Origin of the sequence: Streptomyces avidinii, from assembly GCF_014650695.1 — a bacterium.
Taxonomy (GTDB): domain Bacteria; phylum Actinomycetota; class Actinomycetes; order Streptomycetales; family Streptomycetaceae; genus Streptomyces; species Streptomyces avidinii.
The window spans coordinates 265,767-280,507 of the sequence record NZ_BMVL01000006.1; the positions used below are offsets into that span (position 1 = coordinate 265,767).

Here is a 14,741-nt window from a genome sequence, read left to right on the forward strand (position 1 = left end):
GGCGGGCCCGCGGGATCCCGGCCCGCGGGTTCAGCGCTGCCACCAGTGCCTGCGGCGCGGGTGTACGGCCCGCCCCAGGCGGAGGCCGATCAGCAGGTAGCCGATGAGCGCTCCGACCGTGTTGAGGATGACGTCGTCGATGTCGAAGACGCGTCCCGTGACGAGCGCGCCCTGGGTGAGCTCCACCAGCGTCATCAGGACGACCGTCACCACGGCGACCCGCAACAGCCCCCGGGCCGGCGGCAGCAGGACCGGCAGGAGCACCCCGAACGGCACCCCCAGCAGCAGGTTCCCACCGAGCTGGCGCACCGCCTCGATCGTCGAGGTCCCGTCCAGGTAGGCCCTGATCGAATGGCCGGGCCGGACATTGGCGTGGACGAGGTCCGCCGAGGCGGCGGACGGCTCCAGCGTCAGCCGCGCCAGCACCACACTGAACAGGACGGTCCCGGCGAAGGCCGCGAGCATGCCCAGCGCCCGGACGGCCGGGTGGGCCGGCCGGCGTTGCCGCCGGACGGCCTCCACGGGCGCTTCCTTGGGTTCTGCCGGCCCCGCACCGCGCCACCGCGCGTAGCTCCATGTCATGCGGGCGCGTGTACCCCGCCGACGGCCCGGTACGCCGGACTCCAATTGCGCATGTTCACGGGCCCTTTCGGGCACCCGCTCAGCGTGACCGACATCCCCCGCACCGCACCGCGCACCGGCGGTCCGACCGCCGCGACGGCCCCGGCGGCGGGCACCCGCGCCCAGCTGCGGCGTACGGCCGTCCACGTCTGGACCGAGAACGTCGCCGACCACGCGGCCGCCCTCACCTACTACGCCGTACTGGCCCTCCTGCCCGCGCTCGTCATCGCGGTCTCCCTCGTGGGGCTGCTGGGCGAGGCGACGCGGGACCGGCTGATCGCCGCGATCACCTCGTACGCGCCGCCCCAGTCGGCGCAGGTGCTCAGCGACGCGCTCGGCAGCCTCTCGGCGGAGCGGTCCTCGATCTGGGCCCTGCTGATCAGCGGGGTGCTGAGCGCACTGTGGTCGGCGTGCAGCTACCTGGCGGTGTTCCGGCGGGCCCTGCACACGATGCACCGGGTGCCCGATACACGGCCTCCGCTGCGTGCGGCCCACACACTGGTGATCAACGCCCTGCTGCTGGTCCTGCTCTTCGTCGGCGCCGTGGGACTGGTCGTGTCCGGGCCGCTGGCCCGATGGGTCGCGCACGCCACCGGCGGGCCCGGCCCGGACGTCGTCGCGCTGCTGCGCTGGCCCGTGCAGGTGGCGGTCGTGACCCTGCTGGTGCTGATCGTCTTCCGTACCGGCCCGGCACGGAGCCGGGGCACGCGGCGCGGGCTGCCCGGCGGCGTCCTCGCGGCCCTGCTCTGGCTGACCGCGACGGGCCTCTTCACCCTGTACACGGAGCTGGACACCTACGGCCGGCTCTACGGCTCGCTGGCCAGCATCGTTGTCTTCCTGGTGTGGCTCTGGCTGGCCAATCTGGCCCTGCTCACCGGGGCGCAGTTCAACGCCGAGCGGGCCCGGGAGCGGGAAGCCGACGCCCGGTGAGGTCGGCGGAGTGGACGTTTCACGCAGGCCCCCGACCGGGTACCCCTGGCGGTGATCTCCGGGTCGGGCTCACGCGCAACCCCCACAGCGGACAGAGGGAGGCCTCATGGACCAGAGCCAGGGTGCTCGGGACGGGCGGAGCGAGAGCGTCGAGGAGCGCGCCGACCGGCAGTGGCAGGAGCTCATCCAGGAGATCCGGGTCGCGCAGACGGGCGTGCAGATCCTCTTCGGCTTCCTGCTGACCGTCGCCTTCACCTCGCACTTCCAGGGGCTGCCCCAGGTCGACAAGGTGATCTACATCGTCACCGTGGTCCTGGGCGCTCTGGCGACCGGGGCGCTGATCGGGCCCGTCTCCTTCCACCGCATCGTCTCCGGCCGGCGGCTCAAGCCCGAGGCGGTCGCCTGGGCGTCGCGCCTGACCTTCATCGGGCTGCTCCTGCTCCTGGCCACCTGCACATCCGCCCTCCTCCTCGTGCTGCGGGTGGCCACGCACAACGCCGTCGTACCGTGGCTGGTCGCTGCGGTCCTGGCCTGGTACCTGCTGTGCTGGTTCGCCCTGCCCCTGTGGGCGCGCGTCCGTTACACCGCGGAGGACTGAGCCGCGGCGGCCTCAGGAGGCGGGCTCGGCCGTGGTCAGCTCCGCGCAGCCCAGGACGACGCCGGCGAGATCGCCGCGCTCGCTCAGCAGGGCGCGTTGGGCGCGGGCGCCGTTGCCGCGGTCCAGGAGTACGGCGATCTCCGCGCTCACCCGATCCCGGTCGCCGTGATCGACGAGCGCCTCGCGGACGTACTCGTAGAGGGCCAGTACGGCGTCGGCGGGAGCGGTCTCCCGCATCGTCCGCGGATGCAGCAGCGGTCCGTCCAGCCCCGAGCGACCGGCCCGCCAGGCCGCGAGTCGCAGCAGGCCCGTGCCGATCCGGGCCGGCGGTTCCCCGGCCCGCCAGGCCCTGGCGGCCGTTTCGACCAGGGCGCGCACGACTGCGGCCAGCAGCACTGTGGTACCCGCTTCCAGGCACACGTCCGCGACCCGGACCTCCACCGTGGGGTACGTGGCCGACAGGCGGGCGTCGAAGTAGATCATCCCTTCGTCGTGCAGCACGCCGGAGTCCACCATCGCGCGGACATGCTCGTGATAGCGGTCGGCGGAGCCGAAGACGCCCTCGGGCCCGGCCGAGGGCAACCGGTCCCACACCCGGCTCCGGTAGCTCGCGTACCCGCTGTCCGCGCCCTGCCAGAAGGGGGAGTTCGCGCTCATCGCGGTCAGCACGGGGAGCCAGGGGCGGATCCGGTCCAGGACGGCCACACCCTCCGCGTCCGACTCGACCGCGACGTGGACGTGGCAGCCGCACGTCAGCTGTTCCTGCGCGGTCAGGCAGAACTGCTCGGCGATCCACCGGTACCGCTTCCCCGCACTCAGCGAGGGCCGTACGGGCAGGGGTGAGGTACCGAGGGCGGCGACGAGTGCGCCGGCGGACGCGGCGTGCCGGGACGCTTCCGCCCGCCACCGGACGATCTCGTCCCGGAGCTCCCCCATCTCCGTCACCGGCTTGGTATTGAACTCCACCTGCTCCCGCTGGAGCTCCTTCTCGAAAACGTGCTCCTGCTCCTGACGGCCTTTGGAGCACTCCCCTGCGCAGCGGTCGGCCGCGGCCAGGACCGCACCCGACACGGCCAGCGGCTCACCCGTGGAGGCGTCCACCAGCAGCAGCTCTTCTTCCACGCCCACACTTCGCATTCCGCCGCCGCCCATTGCGCCCCGATGCCACACCGCACCCGTCGTCACGGAAGATACGCCGTTCAAATGCCGAGGTCCCGCACCCACACGGGCACGGGACCTCGGCACAAACCCTGGAGCGCGTCAGCCCTTGAAGACGTCCTTGACCTTTTCCTCGGCCTGCCGGGCATCGCCCTTGGCCTTTTCGGCGCGCCCCTCGGCGGTCATGCTTTCGTTGCCCACCGCGCGCGACCGACGGTCTCCTTGGCCTTTCCCTTGGCCTGCTCGGCCTTGGCCCGGCCCTTTTCCTTGTTCGACACTGCCGATCACTCCCTGGAGCATGTCAATGCAAATGGGAACTGGATGCGCCTCTCACGGCGCAAGGCGCAGCGGCTACCAGTAGTGGCGTCGGCCGCCGACCGCATGTCCGACCGAGCCCAGGATCCACAGCACCGCGCCCACCACGAGCAGGATGATCCCGATGGTCCACAGGATGGAGATTCCGGTCAAGAATCCGACGAGCAGGAGAATAAGACCGACAACAATCATGATGCCCTCGTTCCCACTTCGGAATGCGGCGGAACAGTTGGATCCGCCGTGGCGTTTCGAGTGGCGTCTACCCTCGAAATTCAGCTTTATCAGCCCCACGCCTCTTGTTTTTCAGCGGCGAGAAAGCCCGCCGGAACCGTCTCACGCGCGGTGGCTTCCGGAGGGACCTTCCCAGGGCAGCCCACCGAGGCCGTAGTGCGTCCCGAGTTCGTCCCGGTAGCCGGGGTCCTGCAGGTGCTTGTCCCGGTGGAACTCCGGGGCGTCCTTGATCCGGTCCTTCGTGGCGTTCACGTAGACCTTCTTTTCCTCCAGGTCGATGCGGGCCACGGCGCTCGCCGGCAGGAGGACCTCCTTGCCGAAGATCCACACACCGATGTCGACGACCAGGTAGGCGTCACCGGCCTCGTAGGAGTGCTTGTCGACCTTCCCGATGTGGCCGTCGCTCGCCTCTACGCGGTACCCGGTGAGGTCGGCCCAGGCCAGGTGGCCCGATGCCGGCCGGTAGCTCCACACATGCTCACTCACGCGAAACACCTCCTCCGGCAGGGTGAACCCGTGGGGCCCTTCCGTATGTGTTGACGCGGGTGCCCGCCCTGTCACGGGCCAAACACCGCGCCCGGGCCCCCCGGAATCCAGCCACTCGCCGGGCACGGCCTCGCAGCTCGGCGCCGCCGCCCGGTCTACGGTGGAAGGGTCCCGTCCCCCGTGAACGGCAGATGAGGCTGACAGCTGTGTCGACATCGAGCCACGAGATCTTCGGTGCCCCGTGCTGGGTCAGCCTCATGGCCCGGGATCTCGTATCCGCCCAGCGGTTCTACGCCGGTGCACTCGGCTGGGACTTCCGCCCCACCCACCTCGGGGGCGGAATCGTGGTCGCCTTCCGCGACGGTGCCCCCGTCGCCGGCATCGGCTCTCTCGGCGGGACGGGCGGCGCGCCGGCGGTGTGGACCCCGTACTTCGCCGTCGAGGACGCCGACGTCACCGCCGCCCGGATCCACGAACGGGGCGCCACCATGGCGGTCGGCCCCGTGGCGTTCGGCACCGGCCGCATCGCCCTGGCGGCGGACCCCGCCGGAGCCGTCTTCGGGTTCTGGCAGGGAGAGGTCGTCCCCGACTGGTCGGTCGGCCGCGGCAGCGCGCCGGCGTGGCTGGAGCTGCGGACCCGGGACGCCTTCGCGGCCGCCATCTTCTACGGGGAGGTCCTCGACTGGGCCGGCGGGCGGCCCGGCTGCTGCGCGGTCTCGTACGAGCACGCCCACGTCGTCCTGCGCCACGGCCGCGACACGGTGGCGCGCATCAGCGGCGGCGCGCTCGAAGCGGCGCCGGACCCGGAGGTGCGTCCGCGGTGGCACGTCCACTTCCGGGTGCCCGACCTGGAGGCGGTGGTCGAGGCCGCGGTCCGGCTGGGCGGCAGGACCGCCTCGCCCGTCCAGACGTCCACCGTGAGCCGGTGGGTCGTGCTCGCCGATCCCGACGGGGCGCTGTTCACCGTGGTGGCGCCTCAGGACGGCTCGGCCTGACCCGGTCCGAACCGGGTGGTCACGGAAGGTCACGGGGTGCGTCGAGCCGGCCAGGGGTTCCCGAAGATGGATTCCGAGGGCACCGGAGTCCTATCGTGGGAGCGGCGTCTGGAGCGGCCATGCTCGTCACCTCTCCCCCGGCCGCAGCGGGATGACCGGGGATCTGGGACCTGCCACCGGCCCGCTGGTGGGCCCGGTGGCGACACGTACTGTGGCTCGGCGCCCTGGTCGGCGCCCTGTACCTGTCGGCCATCGCACCGCTGTGGCGTGACTCCCCGGCCCGCGGGTTCGTCGCGGTGGCCATCGGCACGGTGTTCTTCTGGTGGTCCCCCAATGGCTCCTGCTCGGCGGCCGGATCGGCTGGACCGCCCTCCTTCCCGGCGCGGTCGCCACCACGATCGCCCTGCTCGGACTGCGGGTCTTCTCCCGGCTCGTCTTCTCCCCGCTGATCGCCTCCAGCGCCGTCACGTACGGCCCCTTCGGAACCGTGCTCGTCATCCAGACCTGGCTGGTCGGTGTCGGCGTCGTCGTCTTCGGCGGTGCGCTCGCCGGCCGGCTGCTCCACGACGAACTGCCGCACCGACAACGAGACCGGTCTGTACGACTGCAACCACCGCGGAGCATGACGTTCGCCGGTAGGCGCCAAGGGGCGGATCACCCATACGACTTCGGGCAGGGCCCTCGACTCCACCTGCAGCACAGCAGCCAACGGCAAGCCGAACAGCCCCCTATTAGGGGGCGCGAACAGCGGCCGCCCGCGTCACGCGCACGCAGCCGCGCCCGATGTCCCCTACTCCGCAATGGCTGCCCACGCCACGGGGACGGTTTCCGGGACAGCGACCGGGGTGCGCCCATGGCGATGGATCAAGGGCGCCCAGCCCCTGTTAAAGTGACATGCGCCCATCAAGTCGGGCCTCTCGTACACTGACATTCCAACGGGGTTCACGTGAAGCTTCGCCACGTCCGCGCGGTTGCCGTCTTCGGTATCGCAATCTTCGCACTCACCGGAGCCCGCGGCTCCCACGGCGCCAGCTGCGGTGGCAGCAGCCACAGTTCCGGCTCGGGCTCCAGCAGCTCCGGCGGCGGCAGCACCGGCGGCAGCCACGACAGCGACAGCACGAGTGGCAGCACCAGCAGCTCGGGTGGCACGTCCGTCACCGGCGGATCCAGCAGCAACAAGACCGAGCGCGACATCAAGATCGACGCCTGCAAGCTGGACGACGCGGGCAAGAACCTCGTCGCCAAAATCACGGTCACCAACAGCGGTTCGCTGGACCAGACCTACAACATCACCATGAAGTTCCGCGGGGACGCCACCTCGGCCGCGGCCTCCGCCCAGGCCAAGGTCACCGCTCTGACCGTCAAGGCGGGTGCGTCCCAGCAGGCCGAGGCCACCACGCCGTACACCGGCAAGGGCAACGGCAGCGAGTACAAGGAGTGCGTCGTCGCCAGCGCGACGAAGAGCGCCCTCTGATCGGTTCCCGATCCCGCGAAGCCCCCTCACCCGCCGGGCGGGTGAGGGGGCTTCGCCGTTCGCCGCCCGCGGAGCGGATCAGGGACCGACCCGGGCCCGGGCCCTTCCCCGAGCCCGTCGGCCGCTTCCGCCCGGACTCGTGCCGGGGGTCGAGGCCGGGCCCGCAGCGCGACCCGAGGCGGGGCCCGAAGCGGCGCGCCCCCGCCCGGTCGCGCCGCGTCGTCGGTGGAGCAGCGCATCGAGGGACAGGGTCGGCGCGCCGGCGAGGATCAGCGGGGTCCAGGCCAGCAGGTAGATCAGGTCCGCGCCGAAGTAGTACGGGGTGGTCGACCAGCTCATGGTCAACCACAGGCTGAGTGAGATCAGTGCGCCGCCGAGTGCGGCGATCCGGGTCAGCAGGCCGGCCAGGGCGCCCAGTCCGACGGCCAGTTCCCCGACGGCTATCGCGAGGCCGATGCCGACCGGACTGGTCATCGAGAGATCGATCAGCCCCGGCACCCCTGCGGCGTCCCGCACCGCCTCCATCTGCTGCCCGATCGAGCCGTCTCCGGTGGCGGACAGGAACGCCGGATCGGTCAGCTTGTCCAGACCGGCGTAGACGAACGTGACGCCCAGAAAGAGGCGCAGCGGCAGCAGTGCGTGCTCGGAGGCTCTCGCGCGGAGGCCGGCGGAAGGCGTGTTCATGCCCATCACACGAGGGGCCCCGCGATCCGGTTCGACGTTCGGAGCCGGCTTTTTTGCAGCGGCGAGCGCCATATGAAGTAGATGGTGCTAGCGTCAATGGCATCATGTTGCTCAGTCTGAACATCGCGGACAACCGCCCCCTGCACGAGCAGGTGGCCGGGGCCATTCGGCGTGCCATCGCCGAAGGGGAGTGCGGGCCCGGTGACCGGCTGCCGCCGGCGCGGGAGTTGTCCCAGGCGCTGGGTGTCAACGCCAACACCGTGCTACGGGGGCTGCGGGCGCTGCGCGACGAAGGCCTGCTGGAGTTCCGGCGCGGCCGCGGGGTCACCGTGGCCGGTGGAGCGGGCGGCCGGTCGGCGTTGCTGGAACGGGTGCGGGAACTGGTGGCCGACGGAGCCCGCCTGGGTTACGGCAAGGCCGACCTCATAGAGATGATCAAGGAGGCGCAGTGAAGGACCGTGGGGGCTTAACGGGGTTGAGTCGTGGGGCCGCGTGGGGGACGGCGGCTTGGGGAGCCGGGATCCTCGCGCTGCTCGTGGTGCTGCCGCTGGCGGCGCGCAGGGGGTTCGGGGACCGGCTGGCGACGCACTGGAACGCCTTCGGGGACCCCGACGGTTCGCTTCCGCTCTGGGCGGTCGTACTGGTGCCGACCGCGATCTGGATCGTACTCGCCGCCGCCGCCGTGCTCTGGCGCGCGGCGCGTCGATGGCGGGGGGCCGTGCTGGTCTCGTGCGGGGTGCTGCTCGCCGGGGAGCAGGCCTCGATCGTGCGGGCGAACCTCCACCACGCGGACTGGCGCGACGCGGACTCGGTCACCGTGGGGGCGGTGGCGGCGGTCGTGGCGGCGGCCGCGGCCGGGTCGGTGGGCATGTTGGCGAGCGGCCGGCCCGCCTCCCCCGCCGCACCGGGGCAGCGCCCGCGGATGGACATTCCCGCGGGTGAGCGCCGCGTGTGGCTCGCCTACACCGAGAACCCGTGGCTGTACGTGCTCGCCGCCGTCGCCGGGGTCGTCGCGCTGGCCGCGCTGCTCGTCGGGCTCGGCGATCCGGCGGAGCCGATGTGGCTGCTGATCGTGCCGTTCATGTGCGTCTCGATGGCCGTGCTGGCGTGCTCCTCGGTCCACGTACGGGTCGCCGAGCGCGGTATGGACGTGGCGTTCGGGCCCCTCGGGTGGCCGGTGCGGCACTGGGACGCGGCGGACATCGAGTGGGCGCGGGCCGAGCACCGGACGCCGACGCAGGTCGGAGGCTGGGGCTACCGGCTCAGCGGCCTGGGCACCACGGTGATGCTGCGGAGCGGCGAATGCCTGGTGATCCGGGCCAAGGGCAAGGACTTCGCCGTCAGCGTGGACGACGCGGAACGGGCCGCCGCCCTGCTGAACTCCCTGGCCGGCACGCACACCGAGCGGCCCTGAGCCCGGACAACCGGCCGGGCGGGTGAGGACGGTGGCCCCACCCGCCCGGCCGGCCGCCGGCGGCTCAGTGGAACAGCATCGACGCGTCGCCGGCCGGAGTGGCGACCGATCCCGGACACAGGAAGCTGCCCGAGGCCTTGGCCGCCGTGAACGCCCGGTTGATGTACTTGCGGCTCGTGGCGTCGCGGTCCCACACGATGCCCGTCGCCTTGTAGCGGCAGGAGATGAAGCTCTGCCTGCCGGTGATGTCGATCAGGTCGGTCCGGGCCGTGCCCGCGGCGTCGTCGAAGGTGAAGGCGGGGTTGTTGTTCAGCGAGGCGACGATGCCGCCTCCGCAGGCCAGATTGCCGCCCGGCGTGTTGATGGTGGTGCGGTCGACCGTGAGGGCGGTCGGGGGAACGGCGCTGGTGCTCGCGTTGGTCCAGCTGCAGCTGTTGCCTGCGACCACCATCACGCCGTCGACCTTCTGGTCGACTGCCGAGGCGCCGGATCCCTGCGCGAGGGCCGCGCCGGTGCCGGCGAAGGCCGCGGCGACGACCAGCGTCGCCATCCCGGCGAGACGTGCGATGCGGGTGGTGCGGGTGCTCTGGGCGATGTGCCTCATGGTTCGCTCCTCCATGCCACGTACTGGTGGGGGTGGGCGAGGCGCTGGGCCTCACAGAGTGTGCGGAGTGCGTGCCGGGAGAGTCCCACAGCGAGCTTGAAGTGTCAGGAGCATGTCAGTGCCGTACCGAGAATGGCCGGAAATACCGGCCCCGGCGCCGGGGGCCGACGGGACGCTGCGTACGGGGATGACCGTCGTGGGACGGGATCGAGCGCGCGCCCGACGCCTTCCTGGGGGTGCTGAGCGGCGCCGACACCGGCGAGATGCTGGTCCGGCCGGGCGCGCAGCGATGAGCACCGCCGCCCCGCGTGGGCGGGGCGGCGGTCAGGGTTCAGGGGCGGTGGGGCCCGCCGACGGAACCGGGACCTCGGTACGGAGCAGCAGGAGGGCGATGTCGTCGGTACGGGGCGCGTCGCGGTGGGCGTGCTCGATGAGTTCGTCCGCCAGGTCGCCGAGGGGATGGTGCTCGGGAGCGTCTGCGATACAAGCCGCGACCGCGCCGATGGCGTCCTCGATGTCCCGGCCGGGGGCCTCGACGAGCCCGTCGGTGTAGAACGCGAGGAGGGCGCCGGGGCTGAAGGGGATCTCGACGGCCGCGTACGAGGCCTTGGGGTCGATGCCCAGCAGGAGGCCGGCCGGCAGGGGCAGCATCTCGGTCCTGCCGCCGGGGTGGCGCAGCAGGGGTGGCGGGTGGCCCGCGGAGGCCAGGCGGGCGGTGTGCCCGGCCAGGTCGATGTGGACGTACAGGCAGCTGGTGAACAGCCCCGGTTCCAAGTCGGTCAGGAGCCGGTTGGTGCGGGCGAGGACCTCTTCCGGGGGTGCGCCGGCAACCGCGTGGACGGCGGTGCGGACCTGGCCCATGAGGGCGGCGGCGTTCACGTTGTGGCCCTGGACGTCTCCGATGGCGGCGGCGACGGTGGTGTCGTCGATGCGGATGAGGTCGTAGAAGTCGCCTCCGACGTCGAGGCCGTGGGCGGCGGGAAGGTAGCGGGCGGCCACCTCCAGGCCGGGAACGCCGGGCAGGTTGTGGGGCAGGAGGCCGGTCTGCAGGCTGCGGGCGAGCTGGTGGGTGGCGTCGTAGAGGCGGGCGCGGTCCAGGGCCTGCGCGATCAGTCCGGCGATCGAGGTCAGGACGGCGCGCTCGCCGGGCGCGAAGGTGCGGGGATGCGTGTAGGCGAGGACGAGGCAGCCGACCGGACGGTTGGAAGCGATCAGGGGGAGGAACGCCCAGGCGGCCATGCCGTCCTCGATGGACGCGTCCGGGTGGGCGGCCAGCAGCTCGCCCACTTCGCCGAAGAACAGCGGGGTGGCGGTGCGCAGGATGTGGGAGGCGGCGGTGTCGGCCGAGACGGGTGTGCCGTCGAGGTCCGCCATGTGTGCCACGGAGTATCCGCGGTGGCCGACGACCCGTACCCGGCCGTCCTGCTCGGCCAGGAGGGCCATGGCGTGGGCTCCGAGCGAGGGGACGATCTGGTCGGCGGCCTTCTCCACGACGTCCTGGGCGTGGGCGGCCTCGGTGAGGGTGGCGGCCAGCAGCATGAGCGGGTAGAGCGCGGTGGCCCGGCTGGGTGCGGATTGGTCGGGATACCTGGGCGGGGCATGCGTCGGCGGGTCTGGCTGGTCACTCCCCGTGGTGATGCGGACACTGATTCCGGTGTTGTCCGGGTAGAGGTCGAAACGCACCTGCTGTCCGGTGGGGCGCGGCGTGGTGAAGCTCCGGGGCAGTCGGCTCATCGCGGCGGCCCGGTAGTGGTTCTCGACGGCGGGCGTGTCCATCCAGGGGAGGGCCTCCCAGGGCAGGGCTCCGCGCAGGCTGGAGACGGGGGCGCCGAGCAGGTCGGCCGCCTCCTGGGTGATGAAGGTGATGGTGCCGTTCAGGTCGAGTGCGCAGTTGCCTCCGGGCAGCCGCCGGACGAAGGCCATGGCCGCCGCCGCCTCGGCCGGGCCCGGCGTGGGGGGCGGGAGCGGGCGCAGGATGACCGGACGCGGTGCCGGGCGCGGCGGCCGGCCCGCGTCGGCGGCGCGCAGCAGGGCGTGCGTCAGGTGGCTGCGGGCCGATTCCAGGGCCTTGCGCTCCCGCTCGTCGAGATCGGGCCCGTGCGCGCCCGGCCACAGCAGGATCAGGCCTGCCCCGGTCGGCGCCAGCGGGGCTGCCGCGAGGGCGAAGTCGTACGGGAGGACGAGGCCGAGGCGCGGATAGCGGCGGGCCGTGTCCTCCTGGCCACTGAGCCACACGAGGCGGCCCTCGCGGACCGCGTCGGCCACCGGGATCGGATCGTCCAGGCCGACCCTGGACCAGGGCGCCGCGAACTCGCGGGACAGCCCGGAGGCCAGGGCCAGGTGCAGAACGCGCCGGGCGGGGTCGGGGTCGGGCAGGTAGAACATGCCGATGGACGCTCCCGCGTCGGCGCAGGCCCCGACCAGTGCCTCGCTCAGCGCACGCCGGTCGGCTCTCTCATCGCGCCCCGGAACGTTTCGCACATGACCATGTTCCCCCCATATCCCCCGTCCCGTCCGCACCAGCCCGTCCCCGCGAGCCCGCGCGTGCGCGCTGCGGGCCGGGTGGGGCCGCCCTGGGCCGACGGCGACGTCGCGGCGGGCCTCAGGGCCGGGCCGGGGGCCCGAGCTCGGGGTGGGCCTGGAGCAGCCGGGGCGGGGCTGCCTGCTGCCAGGAGTCGACGACGATGGCGCGGAGCTCATCGACGTCGTCGAGGGCGGCGAGGCGCGCCCGTACCCAGGCGAAGGAGGCCTCGTGGTCCGCCACCCAGAACTTCCCCGGTTCGGCGCGGACCAGTTCGTCGCGCTCCTCCTTGGGACAGCGAACGGCCAACGAGGTCTCGTCGTCGGGCAGGGTCAGGAACATCTTCCCGGCGACCCGGAAGGTGGGCATGGCCCAGGCTTCCTTCTCGGTCGTCTCCGGGAGGGCGAGGGCTATTTCACGGGCTTCTTCGGACGTGCACACCCTCTGACCGTACGACAGGCCACTGACAACCGACCTGATCCACAAGAGACGGCCCGGACGCGGACGCAGGGGCCGCTCGGGCGTAGGCTTCGATCGGCACGCACACAGCAGGGGGCGCAGTACATGACGGCGAAGACGGCACCGAGGTGGGACTCGACCCTCGATTCGGTAGTGGTGTACGCGCAGGGCGCGCTCTGCCGTCGGCTGGTCCGGGGCACCGTGCCGCCGGACGGGCGGGTGCGGGTGACGGGACTGCCCCGGTCACTGGATCCGGCCTCGTTGCGGGCCGGAGTCCTCGGCACCTCCGGAGTGCGCGTCACCGAAGCGCGGGTGGAGGTCGAGGCCGAGCCGCTCGGCGCCGGCGCGCCGGACACACTGCGGCGGAAGGTCGAGCGGCTGCGGGACGCCCACGCGGCGGCGCAGAGCCGCCGGAACCGGCAGTTGGGCCTGATCGAGGAGATCCGGGCCCTGCACCCGGTGCCGCCGGTCCCCAACCCCGAGGACCCGCACCGCCGCACCGCCGTCGACGCGTGGTTGGAGCTGGCCGACTTCGTCGACGGGCGGCTGACGGGACTGCACGCCCGCCTCGCCGAGTCGGAGGAGGAACTGCGCCTCGTCGAGCACGAGCTCGGCGTCGCCACGGACCGGCTCGCCCGGGCCTCCACCGACACACCGTCAGCGCACGTGGAGACCACGGTCTCCGCCCTCCTGACCCTCGACATCACCGATGGCGCGGAGGGCGAGGGGGACGGTGCCGGGGAGGTCGAGCTGGAGCTGGAGTACGGAGTTCCGGGCGCCGTCTGGGTACCGGCCTACCGGCTCACGCACCGTCAGGGGGACGGCGACGGCCGCCTGGTGCTGCGGGCCTCGGTCGCCCAGCGCACCGGGGAGGACTGGACCGGGGTGCGCGTCGCGCTGGCCACCGCCGACCTCCGGCGCCGTACCGACCTGCCGAGGCTCCGGTCGGTACGGATCGGGCGCCGTCAGCCCGCCCCCGCGCCGTCCGGCTGGCGCGAGCCGCCGGCGGGCCTGGCCGACCTGTTCGCCGGTTATGAGGCGGCCGGCTCCCGCCGCCCCGCCGCGACCGCCGTACCCGTCGCCCCCAGGGTCGGCTCCGCGTCCGGTCCCGTACCGCCGCCGCCACCCCCACCGCCCGCACCGGCAGCCGCGCCGGTACCGCAGAGCCACGCCGCTCCCCCGGCGCCCGGCGGCGCGTACGGCGCCTCCCCGGAGACCTTCGGGGGCGCCCTGCCCGACTTCGCCCAGCCGGCCCCGGCACAGCCGGCCGGCGCACGCCCGGCCGCCCCCCGGTCGCGCGCCGGCGGCATGGGCTTCGCCGGAGCCCCGGCCGCGGCCCCCCAGGCACCGGCCGCCCCCGGCCGGGCCGCACCCCCGGCGCCCGCCGCACCGGCACCGGCGCCCGGGCCGCCGCAACCCAGCGGCGCCGAACTCGACTACGCCGCCCTGATCCTGTGCGGCCCCGACGAGCCGGGCCGTCGCCGCGGCCGGCTGTTCCCCGACTCCCCCCTCGACCCGGTGGCGGCCGAACACCGCCGCCGCGCCGAGGCGGTGGGCAGGCTGCCGCTGCCCGGGCACGCCGTGCGGCCCCGCGAGTCGGCCGGTTCCTTCGACCACCGCTTCGACGCCGCCGCCCGCGCCGACATTCCCTCGGACGGCACCTGGCACACCGTCACCGTCGGCGAGATCCCGGTCGGCCTGCGCACCGAGTACGTCTGCGTGCCGTCCGTGGAGCAGACCGTGTACGCGACACTGGTGCTCTCCAACGCCACCGGCCAGGCGCTGCTGGCCGGCCCGGTGGAGGTCACCGTCGACGACGAGTTCCTGCTGACCGCAGCCCTGCCGACGCTCGCCCCCGGCGGGGTCCGCCGGGTGGGCCTGGGGCCCGCCGAGGGCATCCGGGTCACCCGTCGTACGAACCTGCGCGAGTCCACCGCGGGACTGCGCAACAACACCACCGTGCTCGACCACCAGGTCCACGTGGAACTGGCCAACCGGCTCGCCGGTCCCGTCACGGTCGAGGTCCACGAGCGGGTGCCGGTCTCCTCCGACCCGGATGTCCGCGTCGAGGAACGCGCCACCTGGAGCACCCCCGAGGCCGGCGCCGGACCGGAACACCACGCGCCGGGCACCCGCGTCTGGCGGGTGGACCTGCCCACGGGCGGGCAGATCGCCCTCGACGGCGGCTACGAGATCCGCATCCCGGCCGGCAAGGCCCTGGTCGGCGGCAACCGCAGGAGCTGACACCCAT

The 14,741-nt window shown here is 73.0% G+C and carries 14 protein-coding genes and 3 pseudogenes; 8 read left to right on the forward strand and 9 right to left on the reverse strand.

The genetic code is table 11. From position 1 onward, the window contains the following. Positions 1-30: 30 nt before the first annotated feature. On the reverse strand, positions 31-582 hold the full coding sequence (locus IE257_RS17625) for a VanZ family protein (protein WP_189969663.1): 552 nt from the start codon (positions 580-582) through the stop codon (positions 31-33). Between the two features lie 84 nt (positions 583-666). Between IE257_RS17625 and IE257_RS17630 the strand changes: the two genes are divergently transcribed. Together IE257_RS17630 and IE257_RS17635 are read left to right on the forward strand one after the other, a co-directional pair. Continuing rightward, positions 667-1,551, forward strand: a complete 885-nt coding sequence (locus tag IE257_RS17630) for a YihY/virulence factor BrkB family protein (RefSeq protein ID WP_229920452.1) — start codon at positions 667-669, stop codon at positions 1,549-1,551. 106 nt (positions 1,552-1,657) lie between these two features. Next, positions 1,658-2,149, forward strand: coding sequence for a DUF6328 family protein (locus IE257_RS17635; RefSeq protein ID WP_189969667.1), 492 nt, complete (start codon positions 1,658-1,660; stop codon positions 2,147-2,149). Between the two features lie 12 nt (positions 2,150-2,161). Here IE257_RS17635 and IE257_RS17640 read toward each other — a convergent pair whose 3' ends face one another. The 4 genes and pseudogenes from IE257_RS17640 to IE257_RS17650 form a co-directional block, all read right to left on the reverse strand. Then, positions 2,162-3,286, reverse strand: coding sequence for a glutamate--cysteine ligase (locus IE257_RS17640; RefSeq protein ID WP_189969669.1), 1,125 nt, complete (start codon positions 3,284-3,286; stop codon positions 2,162-2,164). A 123-nt stretch (positions 3,287-3,409) separates the two neighbouring features. Beyond that, a pseudogene (locus IE257_RS17645) lies at positions 3,410-3,585 on the reverse strand (CsbD family protein). A gap of 73 nt (positions 3,586-3,658) precedes the next feature. Next, on the reverse strand, positions 3,659-3,814 hold the full coding sequence (locus IE257_RS38385; RefSeq protein ID WP_229920453.1) for a DUF6131 family protein: 156 nt from the start codon (positions 3,812-3,814) through the stop codon (positions 3,659-3,661). Positions 3,815-3,955: 141 nt separating this feature from the next. Beyond that, positions 3,956-4,339 (reverse strand): PRC-barrel domain-containing protein, encoded by a 384-nt coding sequence (locus IE257_RS17650; RefSeq protein WP_189969671.1) that lies wholly within the window; start codon positions 4,337-4,339, stop codon positions 3,956-3,958. Between the two features lie 257 nt (positions 4,340-4,596). On the opposite strand from IE257_RS17650, the gene IE257_RS17655 reads away from it, so the two are divergent. From IE257_RS17655 to IE257_RS17660, 3 genes and pseudogenes are all read left to right on the forward strand, one after another. Next, entirely contained in the window at positions 4,597-5,334 is a 738-nt protein-coding gene (locus IE257_RS17655) for a VOC family protein (RefSeq protein WP_189970156.1), read from the forward strand. A gap of 161 nt (positions 5,335-5,495) precedes the next feature. After that, a pseudogene (locus tag IE257_RS38390) lies at positions 5,496-5,929 on the forward strand (ribonuclease BN); the annotation flags it as partial. 351 nt (positions 5,930-6,280) lie between these two features. Further along, complete coding sequence (locus IE257_RS17660) at positions 6,281-6,808, forward strand: hypothetical protein (protein WP_189969673.1); 528 nt, start codon at positions 6,281-6,283, stop codon at positions 6,806-6,808. A 216-nt stretch (positions 6,809-7,024) separates the two neighbouring features. Here the strand turns inward: IE257_RS17660 and IE257_RS17665 are convergent. Then, a pseudogene (locus IE257_RS17665) lies at positions 7,025-7,498 on the reverse strand (DoxX family protein); the annotation flags it as partial. A 98-nt stretch (positions 7,499-7,596) separates the two neighbouring features. Between IE257_RS17665 and IE257_RS17670 the strand changes: the two are divergent. Both IE257_RS17670 and IE257_RS17675 read left to right on the forward strand, forming a co-directional pair. After that, the gene (locus IE257_RS17670) at positions 7,597-7,944 is read left to right on the forward strand and encodes a GntR family transcriptional regulator (RefSeq protein WP_189969677.1); all 348 of its coding nucleotides are present in this window, start codon (positions 7,597-7,599) and stop codon (positions 7,942-7,944) included. 23 nt (positions 7,945-7,967) lie between these two features. Then, positions 7,968-8,906 carry a DUF1648 domain-containing protein gene (locus IE257_RS17675; RefSeq protein WP_229920454.1) on the forward strand — a complete coding sequence of 313 codons (939 nt, stop codon included), beginning with the start codon at positions 7,968-7,970 and terminating at the stop codon, positions 8,904-8,906. A 64-nt stretch (positions 8,907-8,970) separates the two neighbouring features. Here IE257_RS17675 and IE257_RS17680 read toward each other — a convergent pair whose 3' ends face one another. From IE257_RS17680 to IE257_RS17690, 3 genes are all read right to left on the reverse strand, one after another. Beyond that, positions 8,971-9,510 carry a hypothetical protein gene (locus tag IE257_RS17680; RefSeq protein WP_209468394.1) on the reverse strand — a complete coding sequence of 180 codons (540 nt, stop codon included), beginning with the start codon at positions 9,508-9,510 and terminating at the stop codon, positions 8,971-8,973. A 324-nt stretch (positions 9,511-9,834) separates the two neighbouring features. After that, positions 9,835-11,991, reverse strand: coding sequence for a SpoIIE family protein phosphatase (locus IE257_RS17685; protein WP_229920455.1), 2,157 nt, complete (start codon positions 11,989-11,991; stop codon positions 9,835-9,837). Positions 11,992-12,112: 121 nt separating this feature from the next. Further along, positions 12,113-12,472 (reverse strand): MmcQ/YjbR family DNA-binding protein, encoded by a 360-nt coding sequence (locus IE257_RS17690; RefSeq protein WP_189969679.1) that lies wholly within the window; start codon positions 12,470-12,472, stop codon positions 12,113-12,115. A gap of 123 nt (positions 12,473-12,595) precedes the next feature. On the opposite strand from IE257_RS17690, the gene IE257_RS17695 reads away from it, so the two are divergent. Then, the gene (locus IE257_RS17695) at positions 12,596-14,734 is read left to right on the forward strand and encodes a DUF4139 domain-containing protein (RefSeq protein ID WP_189969681.1); all 2,139 of its coding nucleotides are present in this window, start codon (positions 12,596-12,598) and stop codon (positions 14,732-14,734) included. Positions 14,735-14,741 lie beyond the last annotated feature (7 nt).